Annotated in this window: 19 protein-coding genes and 1 tRNA gene; 17 read left to right on the forward strand and 3 right to left on the reverse strand. The window is 60.1% G+C overall.

The window, feature by feature from the left end; genetic code table 11:
* Positions 1-103 precede the first annotated feature (103 nt).
* From J2X24_RS00175 to J2X24_RS00200, 6 genes are all read left to right on the forward strand, one after another.
* Complete coding sequence (locus tag J2X24_RS00175) at positions 104-640, forward strand: hypothetical protein (protein ID WP_209714859.1); 537 nt, start codon at positions 104-106, stop codon at positions 638-640.
* A 153-nt stretch (positions 641-793) separates the two neighbouring features.
* Positions 794-1,309 (forward strand): hypothetical protein, encoded by a 516-nt coding sequence (locus J2X24_RS00180; protein WP_209714863.1) that lies wholly within the window; start codon positions 794-796, stop codon positions 1,307-1,309.
* A 170-nt stretch (positions 1,310-1,479) separates the two neighbouring features.
* A complete protein-coding gene (locus tag J2X24_RS00185) occupies positions 1,480-1,686 on the forward strand; it encodes a helix-turn-helix domain-containing protein (RefSeq protein ID WP_209714866.1) in 207 nt (68 codons plus the stop codon).
* Between the two features lie 158 nt (positions 1,687-1,844).
* Entirely contained in the window at positions 1,845-3,590 is a 1,746-nt protein-coding gene (locus tag J2X24_RS00190) for a site-specific integrase (RefSeq protein WP_209714870.1), read from the forward strand.
* Complete coding sequence (locus J2X24_RS00195) at positions 3,587-4,648, forward strand: hypothetical protein (RefSeq protein ID WP_209714873.1); 1,062 nt, start codon at positions 3,587-3,589, stop codon at positions 4,646-4,648. Before J2X24_RS00190 ends, J2X24_RS00195 begins: the two co-directional genes overlap by 4 nt.
* A 370-nt stretch (positions 4,649-5,018) precedes the next feature.
* Positions 5,019-6,629 carry a recombinase family protein gene (locus tag J2X24_RS00200; RefSeq protein WP_209714876.1) on the forward strand — a complete coding sequence of 537 codons (1,611 nt, stop codon included), beginning with the start codon at positions 5,019-5,021 and terminating at the stop codon, positions 6,627-6,629.
* On the opposite strand, the gene J2X24_RS00205 is transcribed toward J2X24_RS00200, so the two are convergent.
* Positions 6,600-6,676: transfer RNA gene (locus J2X24_RS00205), tRNA-Arg, on the reverse strand. The genes J2X24_RS00200 and J2X24_RS00205 overlap by 30 nt on opposite strands.
* 203 nt (positions 6,677-6,879) lie before the next feature.
* On the opposite strand from J2X24_RS00205, the gene ggt reads away from it, so the two are divergent.
* Both ggt and J2X24_RS00215 read left to right on the forward strand, forming a co-directional pair.
* A complete protein-coding gene (ggt, locus tag J2X24_RS00210) occupies positions 6,880-8,601 on the forward strand; it encodes a gamma-glutamyltransferase (protein ID WP_209714879.1) in 1,722 nt (573 codons plus the stop codon).
* Complete coding sequence (locus tag J2X24_RS00215; protein ID WP_209714882.1) at positions 8,601-9,314, forward strand: NAD-dependent deacylase; 714 nt, start codon at positions 8,601-8,603, stop codon at positions 9,312-9,314. The genes ggt and J2X24_RS00215 overlap by 1 nt, the downstream gene beginning before the upstream one ends.
* 195 nt (positions 9,315-9,509) lie before the next feature.
* On the opposite strand, the gene J2X24_RS00220 is transcribed toward J2X24_RS00215, so the two are convergent.
* Positions 9,510-10,037, reverse strand: coding sequence for a hypothetical protein (locus J2X24_RS00220; RefSeq protein WP_209714885.1), 528 nt, complete (start codon positions 10,035-10,037; stop codon positions 9,510-9,512).
* Between the two features lie 16 nt (positions 10,038-10,053).
* Complete coding sequence (locus J2X24_RS00225; protein ID WP_310002268.1) at positions 10,054-11,658, reverse strand: sensor histidine kinase; 1,605 nt, start codon at positions 11,656-11,658, stop codon at positions 10,054-10,056.
* Positions 11,659-11,818: 160 nt separating this feature from the next.
* Here J2X24_RS00225 and rpmH point away from each other — a divergent pair, with 160 nt between their 5' ends.
* The 9 genes from rpmH (at position 11,819) to dapD (ending at position 19,003) form a co-directional block, all read left to right on the forward strand.
* Positions 11,819-11,959: a 50S ribosomal protein L34 gene (gene rpmH, locus J2X24_RS00230; RefSeq protein WP_192621029.1), complete on the forward strand. Its 141-nt coding sequence runs from the start codon at positions 11,819-11,821 to the stop codon at positions 11,957-11,959.
* A gap of 77 nt (positions 11,960-12,036) precedes the next feature.
* Complete coding sequence (gene rnpA / locus J2X24_RS00235) at positions 12,037-12,420, forward strand: ribonuclease P protein component (protein WP_209714888.1); 384 nt, start codon at positions 12,037-12,039, stop codon at positions 12,418-12,420.
* A 51-nt stretch (positions 12,421-12,471) separates the two neighbouring features.
* The gene (gene yidC / locus J2X24_RS00240) at positions 12,472-14,328 is read left to right on the forward strand and encodes a membrane protein insertase YidC (protein WP_209714891.1); all 1,857 of its coding nucleotides are present in this window, start codon (positions 12,472-12,474) and stop codon (positions 14,326-14,328) included.
* A complete protein-coding gene (yihA, locus tag J2X24_RS00245) occupies positions 14,325-14,984 on the forward strand; it encodes a ribosome biogenesis GTP-binding protein YihA/YsxC (RefSeq protein ID WP_209714894.1) in 660 nt (219 codons plus the stop codon). Before yidC ends, yihA begins: the two co-directional genes overlap by 4 nt.
* Positions 14,985-15,069: 85 nt before the next feature.
* Positions 15,070-16,002, forward strand: a complete 933-nt coding sequence (argB, locus tag J2X24_RS00250) for an acetylglutamate kinase (protein ID WP_209714896.1) — start codon at positions 15,070-15,072, stop codon at positions 16,000-16,002.
* Positions 16,003-16,163: 161 nt separating this feature from the next.
* Positions 16,164-16,811, forward strand: coding sequence for a pyrimidine 5'-nucleotidase (locus tag J2X24_RS00255; protein ID WP_209714899.1), 648 nt, complete (start codon positions 16,164-16,166; stop codon positions 16,809-16,811).
* A 72-nt stretch (positions 16,812-16,883) separates the two neighbouring features.
* Positions 16,884-17,213, forward strand: a complete 330-nt coding sequence (locus tag J2X24_RS00260) for a hypothetical protein (protein ID WP_209714903.1) — start codon at positions 16,884-16,886, stop codon at positions 17,211-17,213.
* A complete protein-coding gene (locus J2X24_RS00265) occupies positions 17,213-18,067 on the forward strand; it encodes a DUF2145 domain-containing protein (RefSeq protein WP_209714906.1) in 855 nt (284 codons plus the stop codon). Before J2X24_RS00260 ends, J2X24_RS00265 begins: the two co-directional genes overlap by 1 nt.
* An 87-nt stretch (positions 18,068-18,154) precedes the next feature.
* Positions 18,155-19,003: a 2,3,4,5-tetrahydropyridine-2,6-dicarboxylate N-succinyltransferase gene (dapD, locus tag J2X24_RS00270; protein ID WP_209714909.1), complete on the forward strand. Its 849-nt coding sequence runs from the start codon at positions 18,155-18,157 to the stop codon at positions 19,001-19,003.
* Positions 19,004-19,046 lie beyond the last annotated feature (43 nt).

Here is a 19,046-nt window from a genome sequence, read left to right on the forward strand (position 1 = left end):
GACGATCATTCTACAGACGATGAGTGACATTCACACTTGACTTAGTAGCCCATCCAACTCCTAAATGTCACCTATCGTCTACATTTTGCCATACAGAGCCCAGATGAAAAATCGAACGTCTCATTTAGGATACAGCGATAAGCAACAGCCTAGACTTCAAAATTCTGGAAGGACCAAGCATAGTAATCGGCCGATTATTTCGCTGGCGCTGCCCGTATTATTTCTCACCACAATCTCTTTAAGTGCGTGCACAGATCAACCAACAACGCACCACGCCGAAGAAACAGACGCTCAAATAGGTCCAGCGCAAGCTGACCCGGCGTCAAATTCGGATTTTGCGCAAGTCGAGCACGAAAAAGCCGTAACCGCTCCTATCGAGCAATTGCACTATGACGTTCAATTTTCTGCAACCGTTCCAGCGTGCCTCTACCCGTCAGATGTAGATAAAGCCATCAACCTAATGAATAGCGGCAATATTGACTTAGTCGCGCCCGAAACTTCCTGCGTTTTCATGGCGGAAGGCACTAAGGCCGTCGGAATTGACTACCTCGGCTCTCATTTAAGGGAGGTGCTAATTCAAGATGAAAAAGGGAGGCGCCAGAAGTTGTGGACGGTGGCGCTCGCGGTCGATCCGATTTGATTACCTCCGTGACCATTTCTAAATCGCAATTAGCTGAAATTTCCCGCTACTTGCACAGAGCAAAGTAATACTGAGAACTTCAAAAACATGAAGAAAATCAATTGATTAAAAACTGAAAATATAAAAGAATAAACCTCCAAACAGGAGGTTAATTTGAGTAAATCCACCACATCTGCGACCGAACTGATCAGCAACTTAAAGAATTTCAAGAAAGAAAACTTCCTTGAACTCGCACGCGGACTCAGGAAGGTAAAAGAAAACACTCCGGAGCTGTTTGATGAGGTTATCAAAGGGCTACGTCTGCATTCCAGGAAAGCCTATTACATCCTAAACGTCGAGGCGGAATTACAAGCCTTTGGCATTTCGGATGAACGTTTGTTGGAGATCGGCTGGACCAAACTGTCCCTGATCGCGCCAAAGCTCACCCAGGAAAATCATCAGAAGCTTCTTAAGTTGGCAGAAACTCACACGGCTCGCGAAGTCGGCCTGCTCCTCAACGGTGAGTTCCCCGCCCCAGACTCCAAGGTGCTTCAGATTTATCTGCCGGTAAAAGACTACGACATCGTTGCAAAGGCCCTGACGCTATTTGGGGCCGGGCTGGTCGATGGTAGCTTGATCTATAAGGAAGACGCCTTGGTCGGGATGGCGAAGCACGTGCTCGCCGACTGAACCTGGAAAGTTCGCCTGGATGCTAGTTTGAACCGCGAACACACAGGGTGCTTGATTTCTCCGGCGGGAGGCCTCAGCCTCGCTCCCTAATCCCCTTCAGCAGAGCCGATGGCCACGCGCGATTGACGTGCGTGGTCTTCGCGCATCCGCGCCCTCTGAAGGAGATAGCTATGAAGAAACAAGCCGCCACCAAGGCCCAGAACTGCGACGCGTACTTCACCGTCGCCGAAGTCGCCGATCGGCACAAGGTCAGTCCTCGCCAGATCCGCAGGCTTATCGATCGTGGCGACCTCCCCACCACTCGCTTCGGCCGCTCGGTGCGCATCAGCCTGGGCGACCTGCTGGCCTTCGAGCACAGCGCACGTGCCGGCCGCTAGAGTCCTCACAAGTCATTTAAATTCAGTGACTTTCCGCGCCTCATGAAACCCTAGGGCTCTATTTTTAACAAAACTAGAGCCCCACCCTTTCATCAAAAAGTCGCCCCGTCATCACCAGTCATCACCATTCCATTCAAGCCCTCACGAAAGGCTTCATAATGCCTGCTCCCAACAATCCCACCTTGACGCTCGCACAGGTTCGGGACGCCCTCTCAACCCGTAACGACTTGAAAAGCTCCGACCGCACGACGATGGTGTCGGCCATCAATCGCTTTGCCGAAATCGCCAGCCTGTCGCCCTCGCAGATCCTGGCAGACCCCGGCGTTATCCGTGATCTGAAAGAAACCGCGAACTGGCAGCTGGCCGGACGGAAGAAGCATGACGGCGTCCCTAACGAAGTCGGCATCACCAAAGCGAGCTGGGCAAACATCACCTCTCTGGTTACCAAGGCAATGAAGCTATCCGGGATCGCGGTCGACCGTCGCCGGCGGAACTTCAAGCCGGCAGATGCGTGGCAGCCACTTCTCGATAAGACCTCGAAGAATGATCGCCACGCCCTCAATCGCTTCGCAGGGTGGTGCACCGCATTCCAAATCTCGCCGGATCAGGTGTCGCAGGAAACCTTCGTCAACTACCTCGATTTCCTGCTGGGCCAGACCACGCAGAAAAACCCGAAAGAGCGCTGGCACTGCGCACGCCGCGCCTGGAACCGGCTCGCCGACAGGGCCCCGTCCAATCTCCCGATGATTGAGGACGTTACTGAAAAGCCCTGGACGGGCATGCCCTGGAGCGACTTCCCCGAGAGCCTCCAAGAGGAAATCAAGCAGTACAGCGACTTCGTTCTCGGCAACGGCATCGTTGATGATGACCCAGATAACTTCGATGAACTGTTCTGGCGCAAGACCATCAAGCCTGTAACGCTCAAGGGCTATCTCAACAATTTGCGTTGGTATGCCTCCCGCCGTGTGGAGACGGGCGTGCCGATAGAGTCCTTCTGCTCCTTGGCGGTCCTGATCGATCCCATCCCCCTTGCGGACTACATCAAGCCGCAGCTCGATAACGCGAATGGTGACGAGAAGGTTCTGCTCAAATTGCAGACATTGATGATCCCCGTCCTGAATGTCGCCAGGTACCTCAAAGTTCCCGAGGGAGTGTCCAAACGGCTCAAAATGATCTTCAAGAGGGTGCGTCACCGGCCCGACAGGCCGGGGGAGCGAACGCGTAAGCGACTGACGCAGTTCAAATCCGACATCGCCTGCGCCGCTCTGATCAATCTCCCGTTCCAGGTGGCTGCTCGGCTGCCCCGCGGCGACACTCCGACAGTCAGCGAAGCTAGGGAAATGCAATTGGCTTGCGCCACGACCGTGCTGCTTTACCTCAACTTCCGCATCAAGAACGTGGCCGAGCTCAGCTTGGAGAAGCATATCCAGCGCCCCATTGGGGGGCAGGCTGGACCGTGGCGCATCGAGGTCGAACGTAAGGACGTGAAGAATAAGCAGATCATTGGCGGCTATCTGCCGGCAGAAGCCAGTGCCTTGTTAGACCGCTATGTCAAAGAATTCCGCCCGTTGCTCATCAAGGCCTCAACGGATGCCCTGTTCGTTTCCCAGAACGGCGCGAGCAAAGGTGCATCAGCTTTGTCCAAGCAAGTCCGGCGCTTCATCAAGCGTGAGACGGGTTTGGCCGTCAACTCGCACCTCTTCCGGTCGTTGGCGGGTGAGCTGTATCTGAGAGAAAACCCCGGCGACTATGAAACGGTTCGCCAGATGCTGTTCCATGCGAGCGTCGAGACGACGCGCCGGCACTATTCCGGACACGATGCCGAACGCAACCTGATGCGCTATGCCGACGTCATCGAAGGCATCCGCAAGCCTGGCCTCATGCCTCAGGAGGATATCCTGTGAGCAAGATCGAGTTTAAGCGGCTGCGACTTGACGAATGGCCGGCCCAAGATCGGAAGCTTTGGCTTAAGTCCCGGGAACGTCACGACATGTTCGATGAACAGGGATTTGCGGCCGACTGGCGCCCGGCCACCGTGACGGGCGTGGAAAAGGGGTACGGCACCTACGTGGCTTGGCTTGCACAGGCCAACGCTCTTTTACCCGATGAGACGCCGATGTCGCGGGCAACCAAGCCCCGCATTGACGCCTTTCTCAATGCGTATAGCCCTGGCCGGGCCGAGGCGACGATTGCCAGCACCATCCGCCATGTCGCTTACATGGTTCGAGCCTGCCACCCTCCGCATGGGCACGAATGGCTGACCCAAATGGCCCACCGCATGACCAACTTAGCTACGCCTTCACGCCCCAAGGCGCCCCGAATGGCGACGCTTACCGAACTATTGGACTTGGGAAACAGGCTCATGGACGAGGGTAAGAAACTGCTCACGAAAGGTCAGAGTCAAGGCGCTTGGCTGTTCCGCGACGGCCTACTCATCTCGATGCTGATCGCACACCCTCTGCGTCGCAGGAATATCGCGGCCATGAAGCTGGAGAAAACAGTCTTGATCGATGAAGGGGGCGTCCACGTCCATTTCGCTGGCCATGAGACGAAAACCCGCAACTCCATCAGCTTTTCTTATCCAGCCTGGCTCACAGAGCCGTTCGTATTTTATCTGGAGCATGTCCGCCCGCGTCTGCTGGAGAAATCCAGCGGCGATGACAATGGTCATATCTGGATCGGCCGCAGGGGGCGCCCTATGCCTGAAAATGACATCACTCAGGCTACCGGGCGACGGACGGTCGAATACCTGGGACGGAGGGTCTCGCCCCATCTCTTCCGGGACTGCGTGGCGACCGGGATCGCGACCCTAGACCCCAAGCATGTGGGCATTACGTCAACGGTGCTCGACCACGCGAACCTCGCCAGCAGCCAGAAATATTACAACCAAGCGACGGGTTTCGGAGCGCTGAACCGCTACCAGTCCGTTCTGGGAAAAATAAGGCAGAAGGGACATCCGTGAAATTAATTGCACGCGATTTGCGTCAGGCGGCCTGGCTCGCCCCTGTGCTTCGTGAAACGTCCGCTCCCCTGACTGGCTCAACCGGTGTACCGGGGAGACACCGCCCCTCTGGTTGTCTCGCTCGCCCGGTTCTATACAATCGGGGATGGGACAACCGCTCAGAAAGCCAGTTCAGAAAGCGCAGGGACACGAAGCATCCGCTTCCGTTGCTCCGCCTCAGGCTGTCTCAGAGCATGGTCAATCCGGCACCCAACAGGCAATCATTAGTGACCTGCCAGCCCTTCTTCCGATTACGGCAGAAGAGGTTGCCCTCCTACGCGCCTTCCTGCGTAATGAAATCCAACACATCCTGGATAGTGAGTCCTAAACCATGAGGCCGACAGCTGCCATTTATGTACGGGTATCAACTGCCCGCCAGGCGGAGCATGACCTGTCCCTGCCTGACCAGATCGCCCAATGCCAGAACTGGTGCGTACAGAAGGGCTGGGATGTCGCGGAGATTTTCGAAGAGCCCGGCGCCTCGGCCTTGGATGACGGTCGTCCCGTTTTCCAGGAAATGATCTTCAAGGCCTGCCGCTCCGAGCGTCCCTTCAACTTCGTGGTCGTTCATTCGTTGAGCCGCTTTAGCCGCGATGCTCTGCACTCTGAATTGTACGTACGGCAGCTACGCAAGGCGGGCGTCGAACTCGTTTCTGTCACCCAGGACATCGGCAACGATGCCGGAGGTGAATTGATCCGCAAGGTCCTGAACGTCTTTGATGAACATCAGTCGCGGGAGAACGCGAAGCACGTCCATCGCTCAATGCTGGAAAACACGCGCCAGGGCTTCTGGAACGGTTCGACACCGCCCTACGGCTACAACACCGAAGTTGCCGAGCGCCGAGGCAACAAGGACAAGAAAATCCTGGCGATCAATGAGACCGAAGCACCTATCGTGCGTCAGGTGTTTGACTTGGCAGCGGGTGTTAGTGGACGTCCCATGGGCGTCAAAGCAATTGCTGTGCACCTCAACGACCGCGGATTGATCAGACGGGGTTACAAGTTTTCGACCAGCAGCATCTATGACATCCTGACCTCGACAACATACTACGGTGTTCATTATTTCAATCGCCGGGACAGCCGCACTGGCATATTGCGCCCACCCTCGAAGTGGGTAGCGCTCTCAGTCCCCGCCATTATCGATGAGGACAGGTTCCACGCCGTACAAGGATTGTTGCAGAGCAGGAACCCCAAACGGCTGCCCCCGCGATTTGCCAACGGGCCGACCTTCCTGGCGGGCCTCGCCCGTTGCGGAAATTGCGGAGCGGCGCTTATTCAAAATACCGGCAAAGGTGGTAGGTATCGTTATTACTGCTGCTCGAAAAAGCTGAAGGAAGGCGGCTCGTCCTGCACAGGACTGAGAATGCCCATGGATCGCCTTGACGGGATTGTCCTCGCAGAACTTTACGACAAAATCCTGCTCCCCAGCCGCCTCCAAGAGTTGCTCAAGGCCTATCTCGATACTACCGCTACCAGGGACACCCAGGATAGGGAAAAGCTTTCACGCCTGCGCCAGGACGTGAAGGAAGCAGAGGCTGGCCTTAATCGCTTGTTGGAGCTGGTTGAGAGGGGCATCATGGAAGCTGACGATCCGTCCCTACGGGACAAACTGGTCGGCCTACGTTTTCGGCGCAATGAACTGAACCAAGACATTGCCGATCTCCAGAACAGCCTCAAGGCCAATACGACCGAGATTTCACCTGACAAGGTTGAGCGTCTGGCAGCACTGTTGAAGGACAAGCTGGAAAACGGGCCGCCGGAAATTCGGCAGGCCTACGCCAAACTGATTATGACGGAGGTCTCGGTAACTAAGGAAGAAATACGCATCACAGGCTCAAAAGCGATGCTGGCAAAAGGAGCGACGGTGGGTCTTGAAAAGACTCCACCACCGGTTCTCACTTTTGTTCGTGGCTGGCGCACTCGAAGAGATTCGAACTCCTGACCCTCAGATTCGTAGTCTGATGCTCTATCCAGCTGAGCTACGAGTGCTTGAAGCCATGCGGCCCACCGGAAACCCGTTCCGGCGGCAGGGGCGGACAATTAGTCGAACCCTCCCGCAAAGGCAAGTCGAATACGCATCTAAAAAACACTTTTTTTGAAAATCCTGTTGATCTCTTAATCCGGCCCGGTTTCCATCTCGCCACCCGACAGCGGCATTCCTATATTGTCCCTGCCAAGGAGCCCTCCCCCACATGATCCGCCGCACGTTTGCTTCCGCCTTCCTTTCCGCCGCAGTCCTCCTGACGACGCCCGCCTGCGCCAAGCCGCAGCTTGGCCCGGTTACACCCGCCGTCGTCGCCGCCGAGCCCGAGGCCGCAGACGCCGGCATGAAGGTCCTGAAGCGCGGCGGCACGGCCATCGACGCCGCCATAGCCATCCAGGCGACGCTCAGCCTGGTCGAGCCGCAGAGCTCCGGCATCGGCGGTGGCGGCTTCCTGCTCTATTACGACGCGGCCACTGGCGAGACGACCGTCTATAACGGCCGCGAGAAAGCCCCGGCTTCTGCCACGGCCGACCGCTTCCTGAAAGCCGACGGCAAGCCGATGAGCTATCCGGAAGCCGTCACCTCGGGCCGCGCCACCGGCGTGCCGGGCGCCATGTTCGCGCTGGAAAAAGCACACCACGACCACGGAAAACTGAAATGGGCGACTTTGTTCGACGATCCCGGGCATCTCGCAATGAAGGGCTTTACCGTATCGCGGCGCCTCGGCCGCTACCTCCAGACCGGCAATTTCGCCCAGAAATCCGTGCCCGATGCCAAGGCCTATTTCGGCACCACCGATGGCGGCTACCTGAAGACCGGCGATACGCTGAAGAACCCGGCCTATGCGGCGACACTGAAGCTCATCGCCAAGCAGGGCATGGACGCCTATCGCAAAGGGGCCCTGGCGGATCAGATCGTCGCCAAGGTCAATGCCGATCCCCTGCCTGGCGGCATGACATTGAACGACCTGGCCAGCTACCAGCCACAGGTGCTTGAACCCATCTGCCTGCCGTATCGCGTCTATATTGTCTGCGAAGCCCCGCCCCCGGCCGGCGGCGCATCGGTGCTTCAGGCGCTCAAGGTTATGGAGCGTTTTCCGCTTGGCGAATGGGGCAAGGACGATGCCCGCGCCTGGGCGGTCATGATCGAGGCCTCGCGCCTGACCTATGCCGACCGCGACCAGTATATGGCCGATCCGGATTTCGTCACGGTGCCGGTCGGCGGACTGCTCGATCCAGCCTATATCGCGGACCGCGCCGCTTTGATCACGGTCGGCAAGGCTGGCCCAGCGCCGAAGTATGGCATCCCCCCGGGCGCGCCGAAGCTGGCGCCCGACAAAACATTGGAGCCCGCAGGCACCTCGCATTTCGTCGTGGTCGATACATTTGGCAACGCGGTATCGATGACGACGACGGTCGAATCGATCTTCGGCACTGGCCGCATGGTTGGGGGCTTCTTCCTGAATAACCAGTTGACCGATTTTTCATGGTCGCCCGTGGCGTCAAGCGGCGGCCAGGCCGCCAATGCCGTCGCAGGCGGCAAGCGCCCGCGTTCGGCCATGAGCCCGGCCATGCTGTTCGACAAGGACGGTAAGCTGATAGGCCTGATCGGCTCGCCCGGCGGCCCGTCAATCGTCGCCTATAATATCAAGACCATCATGGGCGTCGCCGACTTTGGTCTTTCGCTGCAGGATGCCATCAATCTGCCCAATGTCGTGGCGCGCGGCGACACTATCCGCGTCGAAGCCACTCGCATGCCGGACGCGATCAAGGCATCCTTGCGCGACATGGGCTACAAGCTCACCGAAGTCCAGGGCGAAGAATCGGGCCTGAACGGGCTGCTGCGCCAGGCTGACGGTAGCTTCAAGGGCGGTGCGGACCCTCGCAGAAATGGCGCCATCCGCATCGGCGATCAGAGGATAGACCAGTAATGGGCAACATTGTCATCCTGACCGGCGCCGGGATTTCGGCCGAATCAGGGGTGCCGACCTTCCGCGCCTCGGATGGCTTATGGTGCGGCCATCGTGTCGAAGAGGTCGCAACGCCTGAAGGCTTTCGCGCCAATCCCGACCTGGTCCAGGACTTTTATAATCAGCGCCGCCGGCAGTTGCGGGAGGTTGAACCCAACGCCGCGCACAGGGCACTGGCCCGGTTGGCGGCGGAATGGCCGCACGACGTCCTCTTGGTGACGCAGAATGTCGATGACCTGCACGACCGCGCCCATGCTGAGCTGCCGGGGCGTGAGGGATTTGACCTGGTCCATATGCATGGCGAACTGCTGAAGGCCCGCTGTACGGCGACGGAACGGGTTTGTGCCTGGGGTGAAGATATTCTGCCGGACACAGTCTCGCCGTTCGACGACCAAGCCACGCTAAGACCGCATATCGTATGGTTCGGTGAAATGCCCCTGGCCATGGGCACGATCGAAAAGGCCTTGCGAAAGTGCAGCCTGTTCATCTCGATCGGTACATCGGGCAATGTCTATCCGGCGGCAGGTTTCGTCTCGGCCGCCCGTCACGCCGGCGCGCATACGGTCGAACTGAATCTCGAACCGTCCTTAGGCCAGAGCCTGTTCGCCGAAAAGCGCTATGGCCCCGCGACCGACGTCGTGACGCGCTATGTCGATGAGTTGCTGAGCCAGTAAGAGGCCCCACCACCATCTGCTCCGCAGATGGTCCCCCTCCCCAAATCTATTGGATTTGGGGAGGCAGGATGTAAGACGGCGCAGCCTTAGGTGCGTAAAATGAGTGTGCATTCTTTTGCCTCCCCAAATCCAATAGATTTGGGGAGGGGGACCGCACGAGCGAACGCAGTGAGTGAGATGTGGTGGTGGGGTTCTTTAGTTCACCGTGACCTTGCGGTAGCCCAGGTCCTCGATCGTCACCAGCAGCTCGACCAGGGCCTCCGTTGGCGCCGTGCCGAAATCGACATGGACGCCTTCGCCGTCGACCGTCAGCGAGTGGATATTGCCGGAAAAACGCGTATCGGGATCGAAGGTCGTCTCATCCGGATCGAACCACGTTTCGAACCACTCATCGAGGTCGCGGCTGTCGAGTTCGCCCTCGACCTTCAGCGTCACGTCGTTCCACTGCAGGCGCTCGACGCGCATGTCCATCTCGCCCAGCACGACGTCGACCGGATCGAAGGTCACCTCCTCGTCGGGCGCCAGTTCGATGACATTGCCACCGTCGTCGGCGCGCACGTAGTCCGCACAGTAATAGTTGCGATAAAGCGCGCTATCGCCGGACAGCTTCAGCTTGACCTCGCCGGAACCGTCGCCGTGTTCCTTGCTCACCCGGTCGATAAAGGCGCTAAACTGCGAAATGTAGCTGTCCCGCACCAGTTCTATAAGGTCTTCGAATTCCAAAGCTTAGCCTTACACTTTAGCCTTTTAGGGGCAGTCGAACCTCGAACGCAGTGCCTTCGGGCCCGGTGTTGACGAGACGGACGTCGCCGCCATGCAGTTGCGCCAGTTCGCGCGAGATGGCAAGGCCAAGTCCCGAACCGCCTGGCGTATTGGACGACGTGAAGGGTTGAAACAGCTTTTCGCGCGCCTTTTCCGGGATGCCCGGTCCGTTGTCGGCCACGATCAGGATGACGTCGTCGGCCGTCTTGATGGCGGTCAGGGTGACACGGCCCAGAGTCCGCCGGTTGGGCTGCAATTCGATCGCCTGGCGGGCGTTGCGCATCAGGTTGACCAGCATGCGGTGCAGCTGTTCCGGGTCGGCTTCGAGGTGAAAGCCCTTGGGCGCCTTGAGGGCGAAACGGACACCGCCTTCGACCGCCTGGCCCGGCAGGCACAGGCCGGCGTCTTCGGCGGCGGCTTCGGCCAGGTCCTTGAGCCTGACGATCTGGATGGCTGGGGCGCGTTCGTCGCTCTTGCCGTAGGTCAGGACGTTGGTCGCGAGCGACAGAGCGCGGTCAAGCGCGCGTTCCAGGCGCGGCAGGGCCTTGGCGACCGTCGGATCGGCGGAAGCGGCCGACAGGCGGTCCGAGGCCATCTGGGCCGAGGTCAGCATGTTGCGCAGGTCGTGGTTGATCTTGGACACCGCCTGGCCCAGCGCCGCCAGACGGGCGCGCGACCTGAGCGAATTGCGCACCTCTTCCTGCATCGCCACCAGTTCGTGTTCGATGTCCCCGATTTCATCGGCGCGGCCCGACAGTTCCGGCGTGGCGGCCACGTCTTCGGGGTTGGTCTTGAAACGCTGGATGGCGTCGGTCAGCTTGCGGATCGGGCGCACGATGACGAAGGACAGGGCGGCGAAGATCAGGATACCCGCGGCCAGGGCGATGAAGAAGGACATGCGCAGCATGTTGAGCAGGCTGGCCTGCAGGTGCTTCTTGAGCGGTTCGCCGCGCACGACGATTTCGATCTGGTCGCCCGGCCGCAGGCGCGGCTGGGTCTGGACGTGGATCAGCCGGTCCTCGTCGGACAGAAGCGTCTGCCACGGCGCCCAGAGATAGGCGATGTCCTCGACGGGGTTGCGCTGCCGGCGCAGGTCCATGACCTCTTCCGGCACGGTGACGTTGGAATCGAACAGGCGCAGGGTCTGGCCGTTTATCCTGACCGCCAGGTAGAGAACGCCGGCGCTCTTGCGCAGCTGTTCCGAGGTTTCGGCCGACACCGCCATGGCGTCGGCGGTATCGACGGCCTGGGAAGCGATTTCGGCCTTGCGCACGCTGTTGATCAGCCACTCTTCCTGGTCATTGGCCAGGGACGGGATCAGGATCATGATTTCGACCAGGGTCACGAAGACCGCCGTCATGATCGCCAACTGGCCGGACAGGCTGAGGATAAAGCGGTGGATAGTGTCGAAGACCAGTATGCCGGCGCGCAGAGCCCACGCCGCCACGCGGCGCGACACTTCGGTCAGGCGCTGAAGGTAGGCGGCCGCACTTGCCTTGCGGCTACGCAAGGGTGCGCGACCGCCCGGACGGGCAGGAAAGGGGCTGGAAGACCGTTCACCGGGCTTGCCTGGATCGAACACCGCGACTCCGTTGGAAGGGACCGAGAGCTATTTATATATAGCAGAAATACAGCGATAACAGTGCAAATAAGATTGACAAGGCGATACGGCTTGGCTAATCACGCGCCTCTTTTGTGATTTCGCGCGCTGTGAAGCGCTGCCTGAACTATCGGAGCCCCAGATGGGAACGAAACGTACCTACCAGCCGAGCCGCCTTGTGCGCAAGCGCCGCCATGGCTACCGCGCCCGCATGGCGACCAAGAACGGCCAGAAGGTCGTCGCCCGCCGCCGCGCCAAGGGCCGCAAGCGCCTGACCGCGTAACAGCGGCTCTCGCGACCGAAGAATTGAAAAGAGCCCTTAAGTCGCTTGAGGGCTCTTTTTCTGTATGTGATGCACCCATGATTCCCCGTCTCAAGGTCCGCGCCGACTTCCTGGCCGCCGCCAAGGCGCCCTACCAGGCGCGTGGCGCGGTCGTCGTCCAGGCGCGCCGGCGTCAGGACAGTGAAGAGGTACGGGTGGGCTTTACGGCTACCAAGAAGATCGGCAATGCCGTGACGCGCAATCGCGCCAAGCGCCGCCTGCGCGAAGCCGCCGAAGCCTTGCTGCCCCTTCACGCCCTGCCCGGCCATGACTATGTATTCATCGCCCGCGCCGGCACGGTGGATCGCGACTGGCAGGGTTTGCTTGACGATGTCAAAGCGGCCCTGATAAGGCTGGCGCGCCCGAAACCTCATTCCAAATCCGACGAGGATTTGGCAAGGCCGACTGGCCGCCCGAGCTAAATGCGAGGAGCCATGCGGCGCCTGAGCTATAAAAGTGGAAAAGACCGTTCGATGAACAACACCGACGACAACCGCAATATGATCTACTTCCTGATCGCCAGCATGGTTCTGCTGTTCGGCTATCAGTTCTTTGTCCTCGGTCCCCAGCAGAAAAAGCAGCAGGCCGCAGCGCAAGTCGCCGCCGCCGCCGCTTCCAGTTCCTCGGCCGCCAATATTGCCGCAGGCCTTCCGGCTTCCGGTCCGGCCACGCTGACCACGGCGCAGGCCCTGGCCAGTTCGCCGCGCGTGCCGATCGACACGCCTTCGGTCCGAGGCTCGATCGCGTTGAAGGGCGCCGTGATCGACGATCTGCACCTGGTGAAATACCTGCAGAAGCTTGGCAGCAAGGACACGGTCACGCTGCTGAAACCCGCCGGCACCAAGGATGCGCAATATGTCCGTTCGGGCTTCAACATGCAGAACGTGCCGGGCGCGCCCACGCCGGACACGGTCTGGACGGTGGGTTCGGGCTCTGTCTTGAGCGTGGGCAAGCCAGTCGTGCTGGTCCATGATGCCGGCAACGGCCTGCGCTTCGAACGCACGCTCAGCATCGACGAAAACTATATGATCACCCAGGCCGACCGCGTCATCAACCGGACCGCGGCGGCTGCGACCTTTGCGCCTTACGCCATGGTCGTCCGCAACACGGCGCCCAAGCGTTCCTCGGCAGGCGACTACGTCCACCAGGGCACGATGGCGACCTTCTGCAAGACGCAGGAGGATTGCTCGAAGGGCAAGTACCTCACCAACCAGTCGAAGTTCCACGAACTGGTCAAGGGCAAGGACTTCCGTGAAGGCTCAACGACCGGTGGCTGGTACGCCATCACCGAAGAGTACTGGATGGCGGCCGTCATTCCGGACCAGAAGATGGGCGTCAACTACCGCACGCGTTCCGACACGGTTAACACGACCCAGACCTTTACCGCCGGCTATGCCGCCAGCAATTCGATTACCGTGCCGGCCGGCCAGATGTGGAACAGCACGTCGCATATCTTCGCCGGCGCCAAGCACGACGACCAGTTGAAGGCCTACGAGAAAACGCTCGGCATCCCGCGCTTCTACTGGGCGGTCGACTGGGGTTCGCTGCAGTTCATCACCTACCCCTTCTACCTGCTTTTGACCTGGCTTTATAAGGCCGTCGGCAATATGGGCCTGGCCATCCTGGCCCTGACCGTCATCGTCAAGGTCGCCTTCTACCCGCTGGCGCATCGCTCATACGAACAGATGACCAAGCTGCGTCACGTCCAGCAGCGCCTCCAGCCGAAGCTGGATGCCATCAAGAAGAAGTTCCCTGATGACATGCAGAAGCAGCAGGAAGCAACGATGAAGCTGTACCAGGAGGAGAAGGTCAATCCGATGGCCGGCCTGGGCGGTTGCCTTCCCATGTTGCTGCAGATTCCGGTTTTCATCTGTCTGTTCAAAGTCCTGCAGATGTCGATCGACATGCGTCACGCACCCTTCTTCGGCTGGATCAAGGACCTGTCGGCACCCGATCCTCTGAGCATCATCAACCTGTTCGGCCTTCTGCCCTTCGACCCGGCAACCGTGCCGCTGATCGGCGGCATCCTTGCCGGTCCGCTGCACATCGGCCCCGTCGCCATCCTTTACGGCATCAGCATGTGGGCCAGCCAGGAAATGACGCCGATGGCCGGCATCGACCCGATGCAAAAGCGCATCATGTCCTTCATGCCGCTGATCATGATCTTCTTCTTCTCGCAACTGGCTATCGGGCTGATGATCTACTACTTCTGGAGCAACATCCTCACGATCCTCCAGCAGTACTCGATTTACAAGCGCCTGAAGGTCGACAACCCGCTTGACGACTTCATCGCCAAGATCACCGGCAAGTCCGAAAAGAAGGCCGCGTGAGCGAGGACGCCCCAAAAGACGCGTACGATCCCGAGACGCTGGAGCGGGCGCGCGTGCTGTTCGCGCGCCCGGCCACCTTCATCATGGGCGCCGCCAAGGTCGAGCAATTGCCCGACAGCGCCCTGCCCGAGGTCACCTTCGCTGGCCGGTCCAATGTCGGCAAGTCGAGCCTGATCAACGCCCTGGTCGGCATGAAGGCCCTGGCGCGGGCGTCGAACGAACCCGGGCGGACGCGTGAGGTCAACTTCTTTCGGGTCGATGACGCCCTGCACCTGGTCGACCTACCTGGCTATGGTTGGGCCAAGGCGTCGAAGGACACGGTCAAGAAGTTCCAGAACCTCGGCAAGGCCTATCTGCGCGGCCGGCCGAACCTGCACCGCGCCTACCTGCTGATCGACGCCCGCCATGGATTGAAAGACGTCGACAAGGAGCCGATGGACGCTCTGGACGTCGCCGCCGTCAGCTACCAGATCGTGTTGACCAAGGCCGACAAGATCAAACCGGCGGAATTGGCCAAGGTCCAGGCCGCTGTGTCCGAAGGCATCCGCAAGCGTCCCGCCGCGCACCCGGTGGTGCTGGCGACGTCCTCGGAGACGGGCCTTGGGATTGCCGAGTTGCGGGCCGAGATCATGACGGTTTGCGGGATTTCGCTCTGACAATCCGGGGTTTGGGGGCCCAAGAAACGTTTTTGGCCCCACACCCCGATAGACAGGGCCGAACTTCTCCGCTAATGGCGCGCCCATGAGCACATCCCCCTACACCGATGAAGAAGAAAAAGGCTGGGCGACCGCCAAGACGCTCGCCGAGGCCCTGCCCTATATCCAGATCTACGACCGTGAAATCGTCGTGATCAAATACGGCGGCCACGCCATGGGCGAAGAAGCCACCGCCAGGCTCTTCGCTTCGGACATCGTGCTCCTGAAACTGCTGGGCATCCAGCCGGTCGTCGTCCACGGCGGCGGCCCGCAGATCTCGGCCATGCTCGGCCGCGCCGGCGTCAAATCGACCTTCGTCGACGGCCTGCGCGTCACCGACAACGCCACGATGGAAATCGCCGAAATGGTGCTGTCGGGCGCGGTCAACAAGGAAATCGCCAACTGGATCACCCGCGCCGGCGCCGAAGCCGACGTCCGCGGCGTCGGCCTGTCGGGCAAGGACGCCGGCCTCCTGACCGTCGAAAAGGCCACGCGCCTCAAGAAGGACCCGGACAGCATGATCGAACAGATCGTCGACCTGGGCTTTGTCGGCGAACCCAAGCGCATCGACGACAAGCTGATCCGCACGCTCATCAACGATGCTGAACATGACTATGTGCCGGTCATCGCCCCGATCGGTGTCTCCGACGAAGGCCAGACCTTCAACATCAATGCCGACACCGTTGCCGGCGCCGTCGCGGGCAAGCTCAACGCCAAGCGCATGCTGTTGCTGACTGACGTGGTCGGCGTGCTCGATGAGAACAAGGAACTGATCCGCCAGTTGACTCTGTCGGAAGCGCGCAACCTGATCGAAACCGGCGTCGCCGTCGGCGGCATGATCCCGAAGCTCGAAACCGCCATCGCCGCGGTCGAATCGGGGGTCGAAGCCGTGGTCATCCTCGACGGCCGCCGCCCGCACGCCATGCTGGTCGAACTCTTCACGGAGCATGGTGCGGGAACCTTGATCAAGGCGGACTAAAATCCCCTCTCCCCGTTTACGGGGAGAGGGTTATGGTGAGGGGCAAGCCGTCGCCTATCAAAGACTCATTTGTGGTTCTTACGTACTGGAATAACTTATGACTTTCACCGTTGCTCTGGTCGATGCCCCTCTCCCCGTAAACGGGGAGAGGGGGTAAAATCATGCCCCCGTCCCTCGCCCACATCACCACCTGGCTTTTCGATCTCGACAACACCCTCTACCCGCACGAATGCGAGGTCATGGCCCTGGTCGAACGCCGCATGTCGGCCTTCGTGGCGCGGGAAACCGGCCTTAGCCACGACGAAGCCTACGCGCTTCAGAAACGTTATCTCAACGAACACGGCACGACCCTCGCCGGCCTGATGGCGCATCACGGCGTGGAACCGCGCCGCTTCCTCGACGAAGTGCACGACGTCTCGCTCGACAGCCTTAATCCTGACTACGCACTGAACGACCTGATTGCCGCCCTGCCCGGCCGCAAGATCGTCTTCACCAATGGCGACAGCTTCCACGCCGGCCGGCTGCTGACCAAGATGGAAATGGGCGACCTGTTCGACGGCATCTTCCACCTCGAACACGCTAATTTCATCCCAAAGCCATCGCTCGCCACCTTCGAGCTGATGATGAAGGCCCACGTCGTCAATGGCGCCGACACGGTCTTTTTCGAAGACAGCCCGCGCAACCTCAAACCCGCCCACGGCCTGGGCATGAAGACCGTCCTCGTCGGCCCCAAGGCGCTCGATAACACTGACATGTTCGTCGACTTCCGCAGCCCCTCCCTCAAAGACTTCCTCACCTCTCTCCGGTAATCGTTAAAATTTAACTTGACGCCCGCGTCATCTTGAACGAAGTTCATTGAACATCGTTCAAAGGAGATGGTTATGAAGCGTCTGGTTTGTTTTACGATCGTAGCTGCCATGGCTGCTACGCCCGCCTTTGCCCAGGACAGCCTCGGCAATGTGTCCAAGGCCTCGGGCGACTCCGTCGTCGCGACCGCGCAACTGGCCGAGGCCGGCGTCAAGGTCGTGGTCGGCGTCGTTGCCCTGCCCTTCGTCGCGGTCGGCACGGTCGCCGAAAGTGGCGGGGCCGCCATTCGCGACTCTGGCCAGGCCGTCTGGGACGAAGCCAACGGCCCACTGGAAATCTCGCCTGAAACCGTCACGGCACAGCCTGCGCCCAAGGTGCCCTACGACACCACGGACAGGCGATAATGCGCGCCTTTCTGCTTGCGGCGGCGGTGCTGGCATCCCAGCCCGCCCTCGCGCAGGTTGCGAACAATTGGGACGCGCCGCGCGACTCCGAAGCGCAGCCGGTGGCGGATTCGGGCGGCAAGACCAAGGACTGGCGCCCCGCCGCGCTCAACGCTGCCTTCGCAAAGCAGATCGAACGCGACCTGGCGTCGCGTCAGGCGCGCCTGGCCATCGTCTTCCGCTCCGGCCGGCCACGCGCCAAACTGCCCGAAGGCATCCGCTATACCCACGGCGCCTTCTGGGTCTACAGCGAAGTCAAAGGCGCCGACGGCAAGGCCTATAAGGGCTACGCCGTCCACAACCTGTATCAGGGTGACGGCAAGTCCCTGCCGATCACACGCTCGTATCTCAAGCAAGACTTCCCGATCGACTTCATCTCGGGCGCCGCCGAAGACGATGTCGCCATCATCATCCCGACGCCCGAAATGCAGCGCCGGCTGATGGCGACCATCGCCTCACCGACCTATGAGACCATGCACGTGGCGGACTATTCGCTGGTGTCGAGCCCGTTCGATCCGTCGCGTCAGAACTGCACCGAATTCGTCCTCGACGTCATCGCGGCTTCCGCCTGGCAGACGACATCCTACGCCCAGGTCAAGGCCAACCTGAAGGCGCATTTCCAGGCGACACCGGTCAGGACCGGGCTGTTCACGCGCGTCTTTGGCCCCATGGTCGATCCGCGCCTGAACCTCGACGATCAAAAGGGCGAGATCGAAACCGCGACCTATGAAAGCATCAGCGCTTTCATGACGAAAAATCGCTTGAGTGAGACCAGCTATGTCCTGACCCGCTCGGACTGGCACGGCAAAAAATGAAGGCGTGAGGGCACTTCTGTTTGACATTCGGCGTAACCAAACTATGTCGATGCGCGACAATCAAGAATGCAATCAGGAACCGTCCGCATGTCCGACCTCGCCGCCTACAAGGATGATATTGAAGCTGCCTGGGAGGCGCGCGACACACTCAATCCGCAGTATCACGGCCCCTATCGGGAGGCGGTGCAAGGCGCGCTCGACCTGCTCGATTGCGGCCGCTTCCGCGTTGCCGACAAGCTGGACGGCAAGTGGCACACCAATGAATGGCTGAAGAAGGCCGTGCTGCTCAGCTTCCGCCTGAACGGCAACCACCTGATGCACACCGGCCGCGGCCTGTTCGAACAGGCGCCGATCGGCCCTTACTGGGACAAGGTGCCCAACAAGTTCGCCAAGTGGAGCGAAAAGGACTACCAGGAATCCGGCTTCCGTTCGGTGCCCGGCGCCGTCGTGCGCGCCGGCGCCTATATCGCCAAGAACGTCGTGCTGATGCCGTCCTTCGTCAATATCGGCGCCTATGTCGATGAAGGCACCATGGTCGATACCTGGACCACCGTCGGCAGTTGCGCCCAGATCGGCAAGAACGTCCACCTGTCCGGCGGCGTCGGCATCGGCGGCGTCCTGGAGCCGCTGCAGGCGACCCCGACCATCATCGAAGACGACTGCTTTATCGGCGCGCGTTCCGAAGTCGCCGAAGGCGTCATTGTCGAACAGGGTTCGGTGCTCTCGATGGGCGTCTATCTCGGTCAGTCGACCAAGATTGTCGACCGCGCCACGGGCGAAATCTTCATGGGCCGGGTGCCGGCCTACAGCGTCGTCGTGCCGGGCTCCCTGCCCGATCCGAAGGGCGGCCCGTCGCTCTACTGCGCCGTCATCGTCAAGCGCGTCGATGCCCGCACGCGTTCGAAGACCGGCATCAACGAACTCTTGAGGGACTAAGAGCAATGTGCGAAAAAGTGTGCAGCGGTTTTTCGCAAGACAT

The organism is Asticcacaulis solisilvae (assembly GCF_017875235.1).
Lineage (GTDB): Bacteria > Pseudomonadota > Alphaproteobacteria > Caulobacterales > Caulobacteraceae > Asticcacaulis > Asticcacaulis solisilvae_A.